Genomic DNA, 19958 nt, shown 5'->3' on the forward strand with positions numbered 1-19958 from the left:
GGGCAGCAGCTATGACTGTCGCGCTGAAGAACGTGGTAGATGAACGGCCGATGGCGTCGTTCCAGTGGTTGGCCGTGGGTATCTGTATTGTCCTGAACATGATCGATGGGTTCGACGTGCTGGTGATGGCCTTCACGGCCTCCTCGGTCTCTGCCGAATGGGGTCTGAACGGCGCTCAGATCGGGCTGTTGTTAAGTGCCGGGTTGTTTGGCATGGCGGCCGGCTCTCTGTTTATTGCACCGTGGGCGGATCGCTTTGGTCGTCGACCATTGATTCTGTTTTGCCTGCTGCTCTCGGGGGTCGGCATGCTGTTGTCGGCGCTGAGCCAGACGCCCGTGCAACTGGCGCTACTGCGTGGGCTGACCGGCCTGGGAATCGGCGGGATCCTGGCCAGCAGCAACGTGATCGCCAGTGAATACGCCAACAAACGCTGGCGTGGGTTAGCGGTGAGCCTGCAATCCACCGGTTATGCCCTGGGTGCGACCTTCGGTGGCCTGCTTTCAGTATGGCTGTTGACGCACTTTGGCTGGCGCTCGGTATTCATCTTCGGTGGTGCCGTAACCCTGGCGGTGATTCCTCTGGTGCTGGTGTATTTGCCCGAATCGCTGGACTTTCTGCTCGCCCGCCGCCCCGACAACGCCTTGGCACGTATCAATCGCCTGGCCGCCCGCCTCGGTCAGCCACCACTGCGCGAGCTGCCCGCCGCCCTCTCGGCGCCGACTTCAGGCCACGGGCGCTTGGCGCAGTTGCTCTCACCGGCGTCACGGCGCACGACCCTGCTGATCTGGCTGCTGTTCTTCCTGGTGATGTTCGGCTTCTATTTCGTGATGAGCTGGACACCCAAGCTGCTGGTATCGGCAGGGCTATCGGCACAGCAAGGGATCAGCGGCGGTGTGTTGCTGAGCGTCGGCGGTATTTTCGGCGCAGCCCTGATTGGTGCCCTGGCCTCGCGCTGGCGCCTGACCCGTGTGCTGTCGCTGTTCATGCTGGCTACGGCAGGTTTGCTGGTGCTGTTCGTTGACTCGGCCTCATCAGTATCCATGGCCCTCGGACTGGGTCTGTTGATCGGGCTGTTTGCCAATGGCTGCGTGGCGGGCTTGTACGCGCTGTCACCGATTGTCTATGACGCTTCGGTACGAGCAACTGGCGTCGGCTGGGGCATCGGTATCGGGCGGATCGGCGCGATTCTGTCGCCGACCGTGGCCGGCCTGTTGCTCGATAGCGGCTGGCAGCCACTGCATCTGTATGGGGTGTTTGCTGTGGTTTTCGTCATCGCCGCTGCCGTGCTGCTACTACTGCGACCTGAAGCCAAACAGCAACCTGACGCCCAATTCAGCCAGGCTTGAGCCTATGCCAAGAGTAGCGAGGGGCCGCCCTCGCTACTGACTACATCCTCCAGGAATACAATAATAATGACTCGCTCCCCCCTCCCTCCCCGGGCCTTGCTCGGCGGTGCAATCCTGATCGCCCTCCTACCTTCAGCGCATGCTGAGGACGGTGGCTTTTTCGAGGATTCCAAGACCAGCCTGGTGCTGCGAAATTACTACTTCAATCGTGATTTCAACGACCAGGGCGCCAGCAAGAGCAAGATAGAAGAATGGGCCCAAGGCGCTATCCTCAAGTTCAATTCTGGCTATACCCCTGGCGTGCTCGGTTTTGGCCTTGACGGTATCGCGATGCTTGGCCTCAAGCTCGACAGCGGCCCACAACGCAGCGGTTCGGAACTGCTTCCGGTGCACGACGACGGACGCTCCGCCGACGATTACGGGCGCATTGGCGTGGCCGCCAAAATGTGCCTATCCGCCACAGAACTGATGCTCGGCGAGCTCATGCCGGACATCCCGCTGCTGCGCTACGATGACGGCCGCCTGCTGCCACAGACCTTTCAGGGCACCATGCTGGTGTCCCGAGAGTTGCCGGGACTGAACCTGCAAGCAGGTCAATACACCGACGTGAGCTTGCGCAATTCCTCGAACATGCAAGACCTCTCGGCGTGGGCAGCCCCCACCGTGATGTCGGACGGTTTCAACTACATGGGCGCCGAATACCGCTTCAACCAACAACAAACCCTGATCGGCGCCTGGCACTCGCAACTCGAAGACATCTATCAGCAAAGCTATCTGAACCTGCTGCATAAACAGCAGTTCGCTGACTGGACCCTCGGCGCGAACCTGGGCTATTTCATCGACAAGGAGGACGGCAGCGCACGGATCGGCAATGTGCAAAGCCACACCGCCTACGGGTTGTTCTCGGCCAAACTTGGCGGCCACACCCTGTACCTGGGCCTGCAGAAGGTCAGCGGTGACACCGCCTGGATGTCGGTATATGGCAGTAGCGGGCGAACCCTGGGCAATGACATGTTCAACGGTAATTTCAGCAATGCCGACGAACGCTCCTGGCAGGCTCGATATGACTACGATTTCGCTGCCGCCGGGATCCCCGGCCTGTTGCTGATGACCCGCTACGGTCACGGCGAAAACGCCACCACCAAGGCCGGCACCGATGGCAAGGAATGGGAGCGCGACACTGAAGTCAGCTACACCCTGCAGAGCGGTCCACTGAAAAGCCTTAGCGTGCGCGTCAACAACGCCACCAACCGTCGCAGCTTCAACAGTGACTTCGATCAGACCCGCATCATCATCAACTACCCGCTGTCACTCTGATCCTCCCTGCAGGGGCGCTCGCCCCTGCAGCTCTCCCCCTCCTTGCGTTACTATGGCGAACCCCCTCTCTGGAAGTCGCCTGCATGAGTAAACCCGGTCAAATGGTGCTAGTGGCACTGCGCAAAATGATTGCCTCGGGCGAGCTGGCGGCGGGCGAACGGCTGATGGAGATTCCGACGGCGGATCGCTTCGGCGTCTCGCGCATGCCGGTACGCATGGCTTTCCTGACCCTCGAACAGGAAGGCTTGCTGGTACGCCACGGCGGGCGGGGTTATCAGGTGCGCTCGGTGAGTGCCGACGATATTGCCGGCGCCGTGGAAGTGCGTGGGGTGCTGGAGGGGCTGGCCGCCCGGCAGAGTGCCGAACGTGGCTTGAGCGAGCAAGCGCGGGCGGCACTGCATGAATGCCTGGTGCAAGGCGATGCACTGTTCGACAAAGGCTACGTGACAGAAGAAGACCTTGAGGCGTTTCATGACCTCAACATGCGCTTTCACCAGGTGATCGTCGAAAGCAGCGCCAACCCGGCTATCGCCGAAGCCCTGGCGCGCAATGACCATCGTCCCTTCGCTTCAGTGTCGGCGCTGGCTTTCGATCGCGAGGACATGGCACGCGAATACCGGCGCTTCAACTTCGCTCACATGCAACACCACTCGGTGGTCGACGCGCTGGTCAGTCGCCAGGGTGCTCGCGCCGAAGCCATCATGCGCGAACATGCCAATGCGACCCTGCGTTACGCCGAGGTGTTCGGTGCGAGCGGCACCAGTAGCGAAGGGATTAAAGTGATCGCGCGCGGCGAATGATCGTTTGGCTCAGAGGTCCAGCACCAGCAACGCCGATCTGGATCTCGAACAGCAGGGTGTGAACTGATCATTGGCAGCTTGCTCCTCTTCGGTGAGAAACAGGTCACGGTGCTCGGGCACCCCTTCCAGCACACGGGTCAGGCAGGTTCCACAAACACCCTGCTCACAGGAAATCGCGATCTCGACACCGTGACTTTCCAGCACCTGAACCACCGTCTTGTCGGCCGGAATGTCGAACACCCGGCCGCTACTGCCAAGCTTCACCTGGAACGACCCATCCGCACTGGTATCCACCGGCGCTGCGGCGAAATATTCACGGTGTAACTGCGCTTCACTCCAGCCCTGGAGCCTGGCGCTGTCGAGCACATGCTGCATAAAGCCTGAAGGACCACAGACATACAGGTGCAAGTCCGGTGCCGGACCGGCGAGAACGCTGGCCGCATCCAGGCGCGAATCGGGGTCTTGATCAAAATGCAGGTGCACGCGGTCGGCAAAGGGTGACCCCTTGAGTCGCTCGACAAAAGCCGCACGGTCGCCGGCGCGCGCACAGTAATGCAGTTCGAAATCGGCGCCGCTGTCGGCCAGTTGCTCGGCCATGCAGAGAATCGGGGTGATACCGATACCGCCGGCGAACAACAGGCTGCGCCGCGCTTCAGCCACCAGCGGAAAGAGATTGCGCGGCTCGCTGATGTACAGCCGATCGCCGCTGTTGACCTGCTCATGCATGCACTGGGAACCACCGCGCGAGGCTGCGTCCTTGAGTACGCTGATCTGGTAGCGATGGCGCTCTTGCGGGTGATTGCACAGTGAGTACTGACGGATCAGCCCGCCAGGCAAGTGCACATCGATGTGGGCGCCGGCAGTGAAGCCGGGCAGCTCCCCACCCTGGGCACAGGTCAGCTCGTAGCTACAAATATCCAGCGCTTCGTTGTTGCGGGATGTCACGACGACTTCAATCATGTCGCACCTTCAAGACCGGCCACCGCAGTGGCCGCGATATAGGGGAATGGGAGTGGACCGCGGTATGTTGGAGGGCGCTCGTCGTCGCTATTTGACCGAGGTGATCAGCTCGACCGCCGGGGTCCGCTCTCGGGCGATGATGCGCTCCAGCACTCGCCTGGACTGCACGCCACCGGCATCGATATTGAGCTTGAGCAAGTTGCGCTCAGGGTTGGCCAGCAGGTTTTTCTGCTGTTGCTCGAGCATGTCGAGGTCTTCGCTGAAGATCTTGCCCTGGCCCTCACGGATGCTTGCGGTCAGCGCTTCGTCATGCGGATTGAAGTTGCGTGCCATACCCCAGAAGTACCAGATCGAGGTGTCGGTTTCCGGTGTAATGAAGTCGACCACGATGCTCGCGGCTTTGTGTTGCGGCTCGGCGTCGTAACCGCCCTTGCCGGCATGGGCCACCCCCACCTCGATCAATACGTGACTGGGCGGGCTGAAGCGGCAGATCTGCCAACGGTCCACCAGCACGTCGTCGGCCAGGTTGTTACCCCGCAGGGCCATGCGCCAGAACGGCGGCGCCATGATGTTTTGCATGTGCCGCGCGGTGACCACTTCGTCACCCTGAACGGTGGTGACCGGTGCTGCTTCATCGATTTCCTTCTGGCCAATGCTGGAAGCGTGCACGTAGGTTTCGTGGGTCAGGTCCATCAGGTTATCGATCATCAGGCGATAGTCGCAGCCGATATGGAACAGCCCACCACCATAGGCCCACTCATCGCTGACAGCCCATTCCAGATGGTGGATCAGCGCAGGGTCGGCCTTGTCCTGCTCCCCAGGCCAGACCCAGATAAAACCGTAACGCTCTTCAACGGCGTAGGTCTTGTTGCACGGAAAGCCCCGTACGCGCTGCCCCGGCATTTCGACGGTCTTGCCGTCACAGCCCATCACCAGGCCGTGGTAGCCGCAGACCAGGTTGCCGTTCTCGACATAGCCAAGCGATAAGGGAGCGCCGCGATGCGGGCAAAAATTCTCGACGGCGGCAACACGCCCTTCATGGCCGCGATAGAAAACGATTTTCTCACCGCATATTTGCCGCCCCAGGGGCTTCTCGGCGATCTCGTCGGGGGTACAGGCGACATACCAGGTGTTTTTCGGATACATGGGGATCTCCAGGCCAGGTTTATTCTTATGGATCCATTTGATCGATTTTGCCTGAGACAAGTCAAGCTATTTTGCCTAATTAAGCACTTAATGGATCCATTAATGCGCTTGCAGTGTTTTAATCCTGAGCATTAACCCCATGCCTGGCGTGGTCGATGCGGTGATCTTCAGCTTGGGGGTCGATGGTTATTCCGTGGCACTCAGGACCGTTGACGACCTGCTGCGCCGTCAAGTGGGCAACCGCTAACCATGGGCTACTTCATTGGCAAGGAAGAGGGTGCCAGCTTGGCCGGCGACACGGACAACAAAACAGGGGAGCAGCACGTTACATGCTGGCTTGCAGAAGCCGCAGATACCGCCTGGGTTCGGGTTAACGGTGCCAGTGGCGGCACCTTGGTCAACGACCGCTTCAACTCTAGTTTCGATAACACGCAGGAACGCACTTGGCAGTGCTCGTCACGACTTCACGCTGCTTCAGGCCGATTACTACCTGAAGTGAAGGGCCGCTGCCGCCCCTTCGCTTCAGGCAGCCAGCCCCTCGGACAATCGCCTGCTCAGGCCTGCAACCCGAACGGGTCGTCCACGGAGTGGCTCGGCTGGGTAAACCAGCGCGGGCCAGTGGCGGTCATGTAGAAATGATCCTCCAGGCGAATGCCGAACTCGCCTGGCACACAAATCATCGGTTCATTGGAGAAGCACATGCCCTCGGCCAGCGGCGTCTGATCACCGCGCACCAGGTAGGGACCCTCGTGAATGTCCAGGCCGATGCCATGTCCGGTGCGGTGCGGCAGGCCGGGCAACTGGTAGTCCGGTCCGAGACCGGCGACTTCCAGGCTAAGCCGTGCGGCGGCATCCACCGCCTGGCAGGGTTCGCCCAGGCGTGCGGCGTCGAAGGCAGCCAGTTGGGCGGCCTTTTCCAGGTTCCACAGCGCGCGCTGGCGGTCGCTCGGGGTGCCGAACACGTAACTGCGAGTGATATCCGACTGGTAGCCGTGGAGCAGGCAGCCCGTGTCGATCAGCACCATGTCGCCGTCCTTGAGCACCTGCGCGTGCTTCACCCCATGGGGAAAGGCGCTGGCCTCGCCGAACAGCACGATGCAGAAGGTCGAACCCGGCGCGCCCACCTTGCGGTGCGCCTCGCGGATGAACTCGGCAACCTCGGTGGTGCTGATACCTGCGCGCAGGATGCTGGCGGCAGCCTTGTGCACTTGCAAGGTCATGTCTTTGGCGCGCTGCATCAGCGCCAATTCTGTAGCACTCTTGTGATAGCGACACTGGTTGATCACGCTAGAAGCATCTACAAACTCCAAGCGCGATTCGAGGCGGCGGATTGCCTCGAACATGCAGAACGCCAGGGACGGGCATAGGCCCACCACTGCGTCGTCGGCGATGCCCATTCCAGCGAGCATGTCGAGCAGCAGGCGGTAAGGACTCTCATGCTCCTGCCAACCATGGATAACCCCATCCACCTCGCGGAAGTCGCGGATGGTGCCCTCTTCAAAAGCCGGGGCGATATAGGCCAGCGGGCCGTTGGCGGGCAGCACGGCACCGACCATGCGCTCGCTCGGATTCCACTTCACTCCGGTGAAGTAGTACAGGTTGCTGCCGGCGTTCAGATAGAGGGCAGCAATGCCCTGCTCAAGCATCAGGCTCTGGGCCTTGGCAATGCGTGACAGGTATTCGTCGAGGCCGATGGGCTGCATGCCCGCAGTCATCTTCGTCAGGCCGGCCAGCGCCTGTTCCGCAGTTTTGCCACCAACACCGACTGTCATCTCGTTCTCCTGAATTATGTGTAATGCTCGAAATTTAAGCCTGACTTAAACTCCAGTCAACGCCTATTTTCAGTGCTACTTAATTTCAGTTAGGCGAAAAGCCTTCTCAGCGATGCGTCGCCCGCTATACTGGCGCCTTCCAGAATACGAGCCACGCCAATGACCGTAGAACAGATCGGGGAACGGTTGCGCCGCTACCGCCGTGCCGCCAACAAGACCCTGAACCAAGTCGCCACTGAAACAGGCCTCACCGCCAGCTTCCTGTCCCAAGCGGAGCGTAACCTCACTGGCGTGTCCATCTCCTCGCTGGCGAAAATCGCAAGTGCCTTGGGCATTCCGCTCAACTCCCTGTTCGAACAGCCTCCCCAGCCCCAGCCCGACTCCCACCAGGGCCAGCGCGTGCGGTACACGGTCGGCAGCCAGCCGTTGGTCTACGAGCGCCTGTCCAGCAGCTTTCCCGGCAACCTGATCAACGCGATGAAGATGACCATGGCGGTGGGCTACCAGTCCGAACTCATCTCCCACGAAGGCGCAGAGTTTACCTATGTGCTCTCCGGGCAGATTGTCTACACCATCGAAGGCCACACCTACCCGCTCGGCCCGGGGGGATCGGTGCATTTCGACTCCACCAAGCACCATTCCATCGCCAACTCTGGCGACGATGTTGCCGAAGTGCTGGTTGTCACCACCATGGGCGGCCTGCTCGACGACCACCCCGCGACTTGAGCGGTCACGCCGAATAAGTAAGTGTCACTGAATTTAAGTTGTATTTAATTTTAGAATAACTTAAGTTTTGCCTCGGCCGCTGACGGCGCGAGTTTCCCTCTCCCCTTCAGCGTCACCGCCCAAGCCAGCACGTCGGCCTTTGGCTCCCTGTCGCACATGACGGGCAGCCTACAGCCCGTAAAGCCGCAGGGTCAGGTGCCCCTCCCCTGGAATGAACGACCTGATCTGCCGCCCTCAAAAATAACAACAATGAGGTTCGCATGCGCAAAACAACCACGCTCAAGACCATGATTGCCGCCGGCCTGATCCTCGGCTCCGGCTTCACCCACGCCGCCAGCAACCTGGTGTTCTGTTCCGAAGGCAGCCCTGCTGGCTTCGACCCAGGCCAATACACCACGGGGACCGACTTCGACGCCTCAGCCGAAACCGTCTTCAACCGTCTTTCGCAATTTGAACGTGGCGGGACCAAGGTCATCCCGGGGCTGGCAACCCGCTGGGACGTTTCTCCCGACGGCCTGACCTACACCTTCCACCTGCGTGATGGGGTCAAGTTCCACACCACCGACTACTTCAAGCCGACTCGCGACTTCAACGCCGACGACGTGCTGTTCACCTTCAAGCGCATGCTCGACAAGGACATGCCGTTCCGCAAGGCCTACCCCACCGAGTTCCCCTACTTCACCGACATGGGGATGAACGAAAACATCACCCAGGTCGAAAAAATCGACGACCATACCGTCAAGTTCACCCTCAAGGGTGTCGACGCAGCCTTCATCCAGAACATGGCCATGAGCTTCGCCTCGATCCAATCGGCCGAATATGCCGACCAGTTGCTCAAGCAAGGCAAGGCCCAGGACATCAACCAGAAGCCGATCGGCACTGGCCCGTTCGTGTTCAGCAAATACCAGAAAGACGCCCAGATTCGCTACAAGGGCAACAAGGATTACTGGAAGCCTGAAGACGTGAAGATCGACAATCTGATCTTCGCCATCACCACCGACGCCTCGGTGCGCATGCAAAAGCTGAAAAAGAACGAATGCCAGATCACCTCCTTCCCGCGCCCGGCCGATATCAAGCCGCTGCAGGAAGACAAGAACCTCAAGATGCCTAGCCAACCAGGCTTCAACCTTGGCTATATCGCCTACAACTTCACCCGCAAGCCGTTCGACCAGCTCCAAGTACGCCAGGCGCTAGATATGGCGGTAAACAAGCAAGCCATCATCGACGCCGTTTACCAGGGCGCCGGCCAGTTGGCCGTCAACGGCTTGCCGCCGACCCAGTGGTCCTACGACGAGACCATCAAGGATGCCGACTACAACCCGCAAAAGGCCAAGGAGTTGCTCAAGGCTGCAGGCGTCAAAGAAGGCACGGCAATCAACCTCTGGGCCATGCCGGTGCAGCGCCCCTACAACCCCAACGCCAGGCTGATGGCCGAAATGCTCCAGGCCGACTGGGCCAAAATCGGCATCAAGGCCAACATCGTCAGCTACGAATGGGGCGAGTACATCAAGCGCGCCCACGCCGGCGAGCAGGACATCATGTTGATTGGCTTCACTGGCGACAACGGTGACCCAGACAACTGGCTGGGCACCCTCTACACCTGCAACGCGGTCAACGGCAACAACTTCTCCAAGTGGTGCAATGATGGCTACGACAAGTTGGTAGGGGCCGCCAAGGCCACCGCCGATGTGGAGCAGCGCACCGCGCTGTACAAACAAGCGCAGCATCTCCTGAAAGCGCAGGTGCCGATGACCCCGGTCGCCCACTCCACGGTCTACCAGCCGATGCGCGCCAGTGTGCAGAACTTCCAGATCAGCCCTTTCGGGCTCAGCAGCTTCTACGGCGTCTACAACCAGCAGTGAGCAACTGGGGCCGGCCAAACGGCCCCCTTCGCCTTCCTCGAGCCGGCGCCAGACCGGCGAGGACGGTCTCACCTGCTACAACCAAAAATATCCAGCGCCACACCGGGACACGTCGAGCCCAAGCCTTTACCCATGCAGCCTGAACTGCTGAGAACGGCCAGCACGATGACCGGCATTACAAAAAAGATAAGGAGTGAGTCGCCCAAATGCTGAGTTTTATTGCCCGCCGACTGGGGTTGTTGATCCCCACCTTTTTCGGCATCACCCTGCTGACTTTCGCGTTGATTCGCATGATTCCTGGCGACCCTGTGGAAGTCATGATGGGCGAACGCCGGGTCGACCCCGAAATGCACGCTCAGGCAATGGAACGCCTTGGCCTGAACAAGCCGCTGTATGCCCAGTACCTGGACTACATCGGCAAACTGGCCCAGGGCGACCTCGGTGAATCGCTGCGCACCCGTGAAAGTGTCTGGAGCGAGTTCACTTCGCTATTCCCCGCGACCCTCGAACTGTCCATGGCTGCCCTGCTGTTCGCCGGGATCCTCGGTTTGCTGGCCGGGGTGATCGCGGCCCTCAAGCGCGGATCGCTGTTCGACCATGGGGTGATGGGCATCTCCCTGGCCGGGTATTCGATGCCGATCTTCTGGTGGGGCCTGATCCTCATCATGTTCTTCTCGGTGTCCCTGGGCTGGACCCCGGTTTCCGGGCGGATCGACCTGCTCTACGACATCGAGCCGGTCACCGGTTTCATGCTGATCGACACCCTGCTGGCCGATGACACGGGCGCATTCCTCGACGCCCTGCACCACCTGATCCTACCAGCCATCGTGCTCGGCACCATCCCGCTGGCGGTGATTGCGCGGATGACCCGCTCCTCGATGCTCGAAGTGCTGCGCGAAGACTACATCCGCACCGCACGGGCCAAAGGCCTGTCGCCGTCGCGGGTGGTGTTCGTCCACGGCCTGCGCAACGCGCTGATTCCGGTACTGACCGTGGTCGGCCTGCAGGTCGGCACGCTGCTGGCCGGTGCAGTCCTGACCGAGACCATCTTCTCCTGGCCCGGCATCGGTAAATGGCTGATCGAAGCCATCGGCGCCCGGGACTACCCCGTCGTACAAAACGGCATCCTGTTAATCGCCTGCCTGGTGATCCTGGTCAACTTCGTGGTGGACATCCTCTACGGCTTTGCCAACCCACGCATCCGTCATCAGCGCTGAGATCATTACCCATGAGTACTCCAACACCCTCGGTAGCAGTCGATCAAAGCCTGCTGTATCCGTCCCCGTACAAAGAATTCTGGCAAGCGTTCTCCAAAAACAAAGGCGCCGTTGCCGGCCTGATGTTCATGTTGCTGGTGATCTTCTGCGCGATCTTCGCGCCCTGGGTTGCCCCGCATAACCCCAGCGAGCAGTACCGCGACTTCCTGCTGACCCCGCCGGCCTGGCTCGAAGGCGGGCAACTGCAGTTCCTGCTCGGCACCGATGAACTGGGGCGCGACCTGCTGTCGCGCTTGATCCAGGGTTCGCGCCTGTCGCTGATGATCGGCTTGTCGTCGGTGGTGATGTCGTTGATCCCGGGGATCCTGCTGGGCCTGTTCGCCGGCTTCTTCCCGCGACTTCTAGGCCCGACCATCATGCGCCTGATGGACATCATGCTGGCCCTGCCCTCCTTGCTGCTGGCCGTGGCGATTGTCGCCATCCTCGGCCCTGGCCTGATCAACACCGTGATCGCCATCGCCATCGTGTCCCTGCCGTCCTACGTGCGCCTGACCCGCGCCGCGGTGATGGGCGAGCTGAACCGTGACTACGTGACGGCCGCGCGCCTGGCCGGTGCCGGCCTGCCCCGCCTGATGTTCATCACCGTGCTACCCAACTGCATGGCTCCGCTGATCGTCCAGGCAACCCTGAGTTTTTCCTCGGCGATTCTCGATGCCGCCGCCCTGGGCTTCCTCGGCCTCGGCGTGCAACCGCCAACCCCTGAGTGGGGCACCATGCTGGCCTCGGCCCGCGACTACATCGAACGCGCCTGGTGGGTGGTAAGCCTGCCTGGCTTGACCATTTTGCTCAGCGTGCTGGCAATCAACTTGATGGGCGACGGCCTGCGCGATGCGCTGGACCCGAAACTCAAGAACGCCGCCTGAGGAGATTCCCATGTCACTGTTAGAAATCAACAATCTCAACGTGCGTTTCGGCGACAAGACCGCCGTTCCGGTGGTCGATGGGCTCGACATTAGCGTGGACAAGGGCGAAGTCCTGGCCATCGTTGGCGAGTCGGGGTCGGGTAAATCGGTGACCATGATGGCGCTGATGGGCCTGATCGAGCACCCCGGTATCGTCACCGCCGACGCCCTGAACTTCGACGGCAAGAACATGCTCAAGCTGAGCAACCGGCAGCGTCGGCAGATCGTCGGCAAAGACCTGGCCATGGTCTTCCAGGACCCGATGACCGCGCTGAACCCGAGCTACACCGTCGGTTTCCAGATTGAAGAAGTGCTGCGCCTGCACCTGAAAATGTCCGGCCGCGCGGCGCGCAAGCGTGCCATCGAACTGCTGGAAAAAGTCGAGATTCCCGGGGCCGCCAGCCGCATGGACGCCTACCCGCACCAGCTCTCCGGCGGCATGAGCCAACGCGTGGCGATTGCCATGGCGATTGCCGGCGAACCCAAGCTGCTGATCGCCGACGAACCGACCACCGCCCTCGACGTGACCATTCAGGCGCAGATCATGGACCTGCTGCTGGCCCTGCAGAAAGAGCAGAACATGGGCCTGGTGCTGATCACCCACGACCTCGCCGTGGTCGCCGAAACCGCCCAGCGCGTGTGCGTGATGTACGCCGGCCAAGCGGTGGAAGTCGGCCAGGTGCCGCAGCTGTTCGACATTCCCGCGCACCCGTACAGCGAAGCCCTGCTCAAGGCGATTCCGGAGCACAGCCTGGGCGAATCGCGCCTGGCCACGCTGCCGGGTATCGTTCCCGGCCGTTACGACCGCCCGCAGGGTTGCCTGCTGTCGCCACGCTGCCCTTACGTGCAGGACAACTGCCGCGCCCAACGCCCGGCCCTCGATCCGAAAAGCAACAGCCTCGCTCGCTGCTTCTATCCTTTGAATCAGGAGGTGGCGTAATGGCCGTCGTTCTCACCGCCCGTGACCTGACCCGACACTACGAAGTCTCCCGCGGCCTGTTCAAGGGCCACGCCACCGTGCGTGCGCTCAACGGCGTGTCGTTCGAACTGGAAGCCGGCAAGACCCTGGCCGTGGTCGGCGAATCCGGTTGTGGCAAGTCGACCCTGGCCCGCGCCCTGACGCTGATCGAAGAGCCGTCCTCCGGCTCGTTGAAAATCGCCGGCCAGGAAGTCACCGGGGCCAACAAGGCCGAGCGCAAGCAGTTGCGCAAAGACGTGCAGATGGTGTTCCAGAGCCCGTACGCGTCGCTCAACCCGCGGCAGAAAATCGGCGACCAATTGGCCGAGCCGCTGCTGATCAACACCAACTTGAGCGCTGCCGAACGGCGCGACAAAGTCCAGGCGATGATGAAGCAGGTCGGCCTGCGTCCCGAGCATTACCAGCGTTATCCGCACATGTTTTCCGGTGGCCAGCGCCAGCGGATCGCCCTCGCCCGGGCAATGATGCTGCAACCGAAAGTGCTGGTGGCGGACGAACCGACCTCGGCGCTGGACGTGTCGATCCAGGCCCAGGTGCTGAACCTGTTCATGGACCTGCAGCAGGAATTCAACACCGCCTACGTGTTCATCTCCCACAACCTGGCGGTGGTGCGCCATGTGGCCGACCACGTGATGGTGATGTACCTCGGCCGTCCGGTGGAAATGGGCCCGAAAGAGGACATCTACACCCGCCCGCTGCACCCCTACACCCAGGCCCTGCTGTCGGCCACACCGACCATCCACCCGGACCCGGACAAGCCGAAAATCAAGATCGTCGGCGAGTTGCCCAACCCGCTGAACCCACCGTCCGGCTGCGCCTTCCACAAGCGCTGCCCGTACGCCACCGAGCGTTGCAGCAGTGAAGAGCCGGCCTTGCGTTTGCTCGACAATCGGCAGGTGGCGTGTCATTACGCCGAGCAATTTCTCGAGGGGGCGGCCCGACAAACTGCTGCACGGGTATCTGTAGCTCTGCCACTCAACGCGTCCTAGCTTGCCGACAGACTGTTCACCGTGAGTCGTTGCGGTCGAGCAGTTGCAGCAGACTGTGCACATCCGTCAGCGCTGGCGCATGGGCGCCGGCATGGCGGCAAGATATGGATGCGCAAGCCGCTGAAAATCGCAGGCGCGCGCGCAGGTCGGAGATCCCCAGCAACTGCGCCGCCAGCCAACCGGCCATGCACGCGTCTCCTGCGCCCACCGTGTCTGCCACGTTCACGGCAATCGCCGGCTGCTCGAATTGGCTGTCCGGGGTGTGGAGAATCATCCCGTGCTCGCCTCGAGTAAACAGGATCTGCGCGTGAGGATTGAGCGCACGCAGCTCATCCATTGCCTGTTGTTCAGACAGTCCTGGATAGATATGCCGAAGGTCTTCGTCGGAGAGCTTGATCATGTCGGCAAGGGCGGTCATCGTCGGGAAGGTCTGCTCGCGATAATGGCTGTCCATCAAATTGCGCCAGTTCGGGTCAAAGCTGATCCGCTTGCCCGCTGCCTTGGCCTGCTGAGCTATGTTCACCAGCCTGCCGGCCAGTGGCTGTCGCGCCAGGCTGATGCAACTGAAATGACACAGTTGCGCCTGGTCGATCCATCCTTCAGGCATCAACTGCGGATCAAAAAACAGATCGGCCTCTCCCGCAAAAAAATACTGTGGGGGGCGGCTGGATGGAACGATGGCGACCAAAGGCGTGCGGTCTACCCGTTGGATAAACCGCCTATCCAGCCCTGCCGCTTGCGACTGCGCCACGATCTCGTCACCCAGTGAATCCATGCTCACCGAACCTGCAAAAGCGCAGCTAACACCCAAGCGACTGAGCGCGCGTGCCACGTTCCAGGGCGCACCACCCGGGTAGCCCTGCCACTGCCCAGGAGTGCCCTGGACAAGGTCGGTCAGCGCTTCGCCAAATACGACTGCGCGAGGCAATCCCATGCTCATTTCCTCAATGCTGTGTTGTAGGTAACTGCTGGCCAACTAGCTTGGACCGTTAATCACTGACGCACTATGCCTTGCTGTTGGCCGGACGGGTTCAGATATTAAAACCAGGTTTCCATCTGGATGCCGTACTGCCATACGCCACCTGCATTGAAGTCCGACTTGCCGAAGGAGTCAGCGGTACTGTAGCTGTCCAGGTCCGACGACCAGTCCATGACACTGGCGAACACGCGCAACTCGGGACGTGTGAGCAGGTCGCCAACATCCGGTTTGAACGTCGGGGCAATGGTGAATTTCCAGAAGTCACCGTCGACCGCATTCCGTTGCAGGTAGCCCTTGGGGTCGAGGTCCATGGTTTGCCAGCTCACTTCGTAGGCCATCTCGAAGTTGCGGTTGATTTCATTGGCCAACCGTACGTTCAGGGTCATCCAGCGGTAATCGTCACCCTTGACGTACCGGTCCTTGCTTTGCTCGGCCAACAGGCTGGGGCCGATGCGCCAGCCTTGTGCGATTGGCGTCTCGCCGTAAACCGCCAGTCGCAGAGCGCGGGCGTCATCGATCAGTTCGCCATCCGAGCCGATATTCTTGACCTCTGCCCCCAGGCCTTGCCCGTAGAGCAGCGCCGTCTTGAAGAAGCCTTGCCGGCCGAAAAAGTCTTTCTGGTGATTGGCCAGCATGCTCTGCAAACCGGAATCCGCAGGCGACAGACCCGCTTCATTGCTGCGGATGGAAATGTCGTTTTTCTTTGCACCAATGGCATTGAACATCCACTGCCACTGCCCCCTGTCGAAGAACTGGTTGGAGGTCAGGATGTAGCTTTCCACATCGGCATTGACACCGTCCTCACTGAAATCGCCGTAGTTACGCCCGACCAGGGAGTAATTCGAACGCCAGTCCTGGTTCATCTGCACATCGTAGATGCCACCGCCGGTGCCGGCCAGGAAGACCACGTCCGAGTCCAGCCAGTGGATATCGAAGTTATCCCGGTCGAATCGTTTGCCTGCCCACAAGGTGGAGTTCTCGAACACTGAGTTGCCCTTGAAGGCGGCGAGATGATCGAGTTCGGTGAACACCTGACGCACGTTGAGGTTGCTCTCGTCGGCCGTCCAGTCATTGGAACTCTCCACACCGTCGGCGATGGACACGGTGAATTTGGCCCGGGTGCCGTTTTGCGCATAGGTCTCTTTCGACAGGTCTATGCGCATGTACGTGTCGTCTTCGTTGCCAAGTCGTCCGACGGCACCACCGACTGAACCGGCCGGGGTTGTGTAGGGACCGCCGCGACCACCACCGAGCCCATCGTTGACCAGCAATCCGGAACGGGCATAGCCCTTGAAGCTGAAGCCGTCGGTGAGGTGTCCGCTGCTGCCCTGCTTTTCCAGGCTTTGCTGACGGGCTTCGAGTTTTGCCACACGGGTGTCCAGGGCCGGCGCCGAACTGGCTGCAGCCGTCGACGCTGCTGGCTGCAAGGCGGGAGTGGCAAGCTTGAGCTGTTGCAATTCCCTGGCAAGTGCCTGGGTTTGCTGCTCGGCAGCGGCAGCGCGTTTTTCCGCGGCACTGGCACGGGCTTCAAACGCGGCCATGCGTTGTTCCAATGTCGCGGCCTGGGAGGTTGCCGCCGAGGTGCCAAGCACACCTGCGAGTAGCCAGCTTGATGCTTTCTGCATGTCGATTTCCTGTGTTGTTTTTATTGTCGTTGCTGCCGTGACTGGGCTCTTTTTCGCGAAGGGTGATTTGTCAAAAACCACGAAAAAAAAGATGCCTCATCGCAAATTCGCTGTTACATTTGGCGATGTTAACGTTAACTTTTATAAAAACAAAAATAAAGGGGCCTTTATGAAACTGCTCAAATCGATCTTTCCAGCAGCACTGTTCACCCTCTGTGCCGGGCTTCCATCCCTCTCGAACGCAGCCGATCTGACGATCTCCTGCGGTGCCGTGGGTGCGGAGTTGCAACTGTGCAAGGAGGCTGTCGAGGCGTGGTCAAAACAGACCGGTCACCACGTCGAGGTGGTTTCTACGCCTAATTCGGCAACCGAAAGGTTGTCGTTCTACCAGCAGATTCTCAGTGCACAGTCCGCCGACATCGACATCATTCAAATCGATATGGTCTGGCCAGGGATGTTGGCCAAACACCTGATGGATCTGCGCGAGGTGCTTGCAGCCAACGCCACCCAAGGCTATTTCCAGGCACAGGTGGATAACGCCACGGTGAACGGACGGCTGGTGACGATGCCGTGGTTCACCGACTCGGGCCTGCTGTATTACCGCAAGGACTTGCTCGAGAAGTACCACCTGCCGGTTCCCCAGACGTGGGAGGAAATGACCGCGACCGCCAGGAGTGTCCAGCAGGCAGAGCGCACGGCCGGGAATCCCAATGCCTGGGGTTACATCTTCCAAGGGCGTGCCTACGAAGGCCTGACCTGCAATGCGCTGGAGTGGATCAGCAGCCATCCGGAAGGCGGGCTGGTCAATTCACGAGGCGATATCGTGGTCAACAGCCAGGCCTCGAGAACGGCGTTGACCCTGGCCAAAAGCTGGGTCGGCGACATCTCCCCACGGGGCGTGCTCAATTACACCGAGGAAGAAGGTCGCGGCGTATTCCAGTCGGGCAATGCGCTGTTCATGCGTAACTGGCCGTATGTCTGGGCCTTGGTACAAAGCCAGGACAGCGCAGTAAAAGACAAGGTTGGCGTCGCTCCCCTGCCCCGCGGCGGCGACGCTGGCAGCCATGCATCGACCCTCGGTGGTTGGGGCCTGGCGGTGTCGCGGTACAGCGCCCAGCCAAAACTTGCCGCCGAGCTGGTGAGCTACCTGAGCAGTGCCCAAGAACAAAAACGTCGTGCGCTGATCGGCGCCTATAACCCGGTTATCGAGTCGCTCTACCAAGACCCTGAATTGCTCGCGGCAATGCCTTACTACAGCCAGCTGCACAGCATTCTCAACGCTGGAGTGATGCGCCCCGCCTCGATCACTGCCGATCGCTATCCACGAGTCTCCAATGCGTTCTTCGATCGAGTACATGGCGTACTGGCGGACGAGTTGCCTGTCGATCAGGCGCTGGTCGACCTGGAAAGCGAACTCACGCGCATCAAACGCCGGAACTGGTAAGTCAAAGGAAGGAAATCAGCATGTCTGTCTCTGCTACCCACGCCCCCGGTGACGAGCTCCTGCTCACCCGGGAAACGCCCGTACAACGTCGCCGAGTGCGCGCCGCCTGGTTGTTCCTGACACCCATGCTGCTGTGTCTGGCCCTGGTGGCAGCCTGGCCACTGCTGCGCACATTCTGGTTCAGCCTGACCGACGCCAACCTGGCGGACACCGATGGCGGATCCTTCGTTGGCTTGAGCAATTACCTGTTCCACAACGGTTCGTCCTGGTCGGGCATCCTGGTCGATCCTCAATGGTGGAACGCGGTGCGTAACACCTTGCATTTCACCGTGGTGTCGGTGGGCCTGGAAATCGTCCTGGGACTGCTGGTGGCGTTGCTGCTCAACATCAAGTTCACCGGACGCTCAATGGTGCGTGCGTTGATTCTGATTCCCTGGGCGATTCCGACCATTGTCTCAGCGAAAATCTGGTCGTGGATGCTCAACGACCAGTTCGGCATCATCAATCACATGATGCTCAGCCTCGGCCTGATTGACGCGCCCCTGGCCTGGACGGCCGATGCGGATCTGTCGATGTGGGCGGTGATCATCGTCGATGTCTGGAAGACCGTGCCTTTTGTCACGCTGCTGATGCTGGCGGCCTTGCAGATGTTGCCGAGCGATTGCTACGAGGCTGCCAGGGTCGATGGCATTCACCCGCTGAAGGTGTTCTGGCGTGTCACGCTGCCGCTGCTGATGCCCGCGCTGCTGGTGGCGGCGATCTTCCGCATCCTCGATTCGCTGCGGGTGTTCGACGTTATCTATGTGCTGACCTCGAACTCATCGAGCACCATGAGCATGTCGGTCTACGCCCGCCAGCATCTGGTGGAGTTCCAGGACGTTGGCTACGGCAGCGCGGCTTCGACGCTGCTGTTCCTGGTGGTTGCGGTCATCGCCCTGCTTTACCTGTACCTCGGACGTCGTCAATTGGAGGTGCGCGCATGAGCCCGCGTCTACTGAAAAAAGCCCTGTTGCGCCTCGGGTTCTGGTGTCTGATCGGGATATTGCTGCTGTATGCGGTCTTCCCTTTCTACTACGCCATCGTGACGTCGCTGAAGCCGTCCAGCGCCTTGTTCGAGGTGAGCTACTGGATCAAGAACCCCGACTTCTCCAATTATTCGGTGGTCCTGCATCAAGCCTCATTCTTGCAGGCCATCGGCAATTCGCTGGTGGTTGCCCTGTGCGTGGTGGCGCTGGCGCTATTCCTCAGCCTGACCGCCGCCTACGCCTTGGGCCGGGTCAAGTTCCGTGGCCGTGGCACGGTCTTGATGCTGGTCCTGGGGGTGTCGATGTTTCCCCAGGTCGCGGTGCTGTCAGGGCTGTTCGAGGTGATCCGCGCGCTGGGCCTGTACAACACGTCCTGGGCGTTGATCCTGAGCTACACGATTTTCACCCTGCCCTTCACTGTCTGGGTGCTGACCACGTTCATGGGACAACTGCCCCATGAACTGGAGGAAGCGGCAATCATGGACGGCGCGTCCCCCTGGGTCACGCTGACCCGAGTGTTGTTGCCGCTGCTCTGGCCCGCACTGGTTACCACTGGCTTATTGGCGTTCATTGCCGCGTGGAACGAGTTCCTGTTTGCCCTGACCTTCACCCTCACCGACACGCAACGCACAGTGCCGGTCGCCATCGCCTTGATTTCCGGCGGCAGCCCCCACGAGTTGCCTTGGGGGTTGTTGATGGCGGCCTCGGTGATAGTCACCGTCCCACTGGTGATTCTGGTGTTGATCTTCCAGCGCCGAATCGTTTCCGGTCTCACTGCCGGCGCGTTAAAGGGTTGATGCCCAACAAAG

At 60.6% G+C, this 19958-nt stretch carries 17 protein-coding genes; 12 read left to right on the forward strand and 5 right to left on the reverse strand.

Annotated elements, in window-relative coordinates:
- The first annotated feature begins 11 nt into the window (after positions 1-11).
- From ACIOVD_RS02080 to ACIOVD_RS02090, 3 genes are all read left to right on the forward strand, one after another.
- On the forward strand, positions 12-1346 hold the full coding sequence (locus tag ACIOVD_RS02080) for an MFS transporter (protein ID WP_401125811.1): 1335 nt from the start codon (positions 12-14) through the stop codon (positions 1344-1346).
- Positions 1347-1412: 66 nt separating this feature from the next.
- Positions 1413-2663, forward strand: a complete 1251-nt coding sequence (locus ACIOVD_RS02085) for an OprD family porin (RefSeq protein WP_401125814.1) — start codon at positions 1413-1415, stop codon at positions 2661-2663.
- A gap of 83 nt (positions 2664-2746) precedes the next feature.
- On the forward strand, positions 2747-3463 hold the full coding sequence (locus ACIOVD_RS02090; protein WP_095170102.1) for a GntR family transcriptional regulator: 717 nt from the start codon (positions 2747-2749) through the stop codon (positions 3461-3463).
- A 9-nt stretch (positions 3464-3472) separates the two neighbouring features.
- On the opposite strand, the gene ACIOVD_RS02095 is transcribed toward ACIOVD_RS02090, so the two are convergent.
- From ACIOVD_RS02095 to ACIOVD_RS02105, 3 genes are all read right to left on the reverse strand, one after another.
- A complete protein-coding gene (locus ACIOVD_RS02095; protein ID WP_159995096.1) occupies positions 3473-4423 on the reverse strand; it encodes a PDR/VanB family oxidoreductase in 951 nt (316 codons plus the stop codon).
- An 87-nt stretch (positions 4424-4510) separates the two neighbouring features.
- A complete protein-coding gene (locus tag ACIOVD_RS02100; RefSeq protein ID WP_095170100.1) occupies positions 4511-5569 on the reverse strand; it encodes an aromatic ring-hydroxylating dioxygenase subunit alpha in 1059 nt (352 codons plus the stop codon).
- A 554-nt stretch (positions 5570-6123) separates the two neighbouring features.
- A complete protein-coding gene (locus tag ACIOVD_RS02105; protein ID WP_095170099.1) occupies positions 6124-7341 on the reverse strand; it encodes a Xaa-Pro peptidase family protein in 1218 nt (405 codons plus the stop codon).
- 159 nt (positions 7342-7500) lie between these two features.
- Here ACIOVD_RS02105 and ACIOVD_RS02110 point away from each other — a divergent pair, with 159 nt between their 5' ends.
- The 6 genes from ACIOVD_RS02110 to ACIOVD_RS02135 all read left to right on the forward strand — a co-directional run bounded on the left by ACIOVD_RS02110 (position 7501) and on the right by ACIOVD_RS02135 (position 14076).
- Complete coding sequence (locus ACIOVD_RS02110) at positions 7501-8067, forward strand: helix-turn-helix domain-containing protein (RefSeq protein WP_095170098.1); 567 nt, start codon at positions 7501-7503, stop codon at positions 8065-8067.
- A 260-nt stretch (positions 8068-8327) separates the two neighbouring features.
- Positions 8328-9929 (forward strand): ABC transporter substrate-binding protein, encoded by a 1602-nt coding sequence (locus tag ACIOVD_RS02115; protein WP_401125819.1) that lies wholly within the window; start codon positions 8328-8330, stop codon positions 9927-9929.
- Positions 9930-10135: 206 nt separating this feature from the next.
- A complete protein-coding gene (locus ACIOVD_RS02120) occupies positions 10136-11146 on the forward strand; it encodes an ABC transporter permease subunit (protein ID WP_159995088.1) in 1011 nt (336 codons plus the stop codon).
- A gap of 11 nt (positions 11147-11157) precedes the next feature.
- Positions 11158-12069 (forward strand): ABC transporter permease subunit, encoded by a 912-nt coding sequence (locus ACIOVD_RS02125; RefSeq protein ID WP_159993742.1) that lies wholly within the window; start codon positions 11158-11160, stop codon positions 12067-12069.
- Positions 12070-12079: 10 nt separating this feature from the next.
- Complete coding sequence (locus ACIOVD_RS02130; protein WP_159993740.1) at positions 12080-13048, forward strand: ABC transporter ATP-binding protein; 969 nt, start codon at positions 12080-12082, stop codon at positions 13046-13048.
- Entirely contained in the window at positions 13048-14076 is a 1029-nt protein-coding gene (locus ACIOVD_RS02135; RefSeq protein ID WP_401125823.1) for a peptide ABC transporter ATP-binding protein, read from the forward strand. Before ACIOVD_RS02130 ends, ACIOVD_RS02135 begins: the two co-directional genes overlap by 1 nt.
- Positions 14077-14092: 16 nt before the next feature.
- On the opposite strand, the gene ACIOVD_RS02140 is transcribed toward ACIOVD_RS02135, so the two are convergent.
- Positions 14093-15010 carry a carbohydrate kinase gene (locus tag ACIOVD_RS02140; protein WP_095169169.1) on the reverse strand — a complete coding sequence of 306 codons (918 nt, stop codon included), beginning with the start codon at positions 15008-15010 and terminating at the stop codon, positions 14093-14095.
- A gap of 104 nt (positions 15011-15114) precedes the next feature.
- Entirely contained in the window at positions 15115-16680 is a 1566-nt protein-coding gene (locus ACIOVD_RS02145; RefSeq protein ID WP_401125826.1) for a carbohydrate porin, read from the reverse strand.
- Positions 16681-16849: 169 nt separating this feature from the next.
- Between ACIOVD_RS02145 and ACIOVD_RS02150 the strand changes: the two genes are divergently transcribed.
- From ACIOVD_RS02150 to ACIOVD_RS02160, 3 genes are read left to right on the forward strand one after another with little or no spacing between them, the layout of a single operon-like run.
- Positions 16850-18124 carry an ABC transporter substrate-binding protein gene (locus ACIOVD_RS02150; protein WP_095169171.1) on the forward strand — a complete coding sequence of 425 codons (1275 nt, stop codon included), beginning with the start codon at positions 16850-16852 and terminating at the stop codon, positions 18122-18124.
- 20 nt (positions 18125-18144) lie between these two features.
- A complete protein-coding gene (locus ACIOVD_RS02155; RefSeq protein ID WP_095169172.1) occupies positions 18145-19107 on the forward strand; it encodes a carbohydrate ABC transporter permease in 963 nt (320 codons plus the stop codon).
- Positions 19104-19946 (forward strand): carbohydrate ABC transporter permease, encoded by an 843-nt coding sequence (locus ACIOVD_RS02160; protein WP_401125829.1) that lies wholly within the window; start codon positions 19104-19106, stop codon positions 19944-19946. The genes ACIOVD_RS02155 and ACIOVD_RS02160 overlap by 4 nt, the downstream gene beginning before the upstream one ends.
- Positions 19947-19958: the final 12 nt, after the last annotated feature.

Source organism: Pseudomonas sp. NPDC087626 (genome assembly GCF_044743405.1).
Lineage (GTDB): Bacteria > Pseudomonadota > Gammaproteobacteria > Pseudomonadales > Pseudomonadaceae > Aquipseudomonas.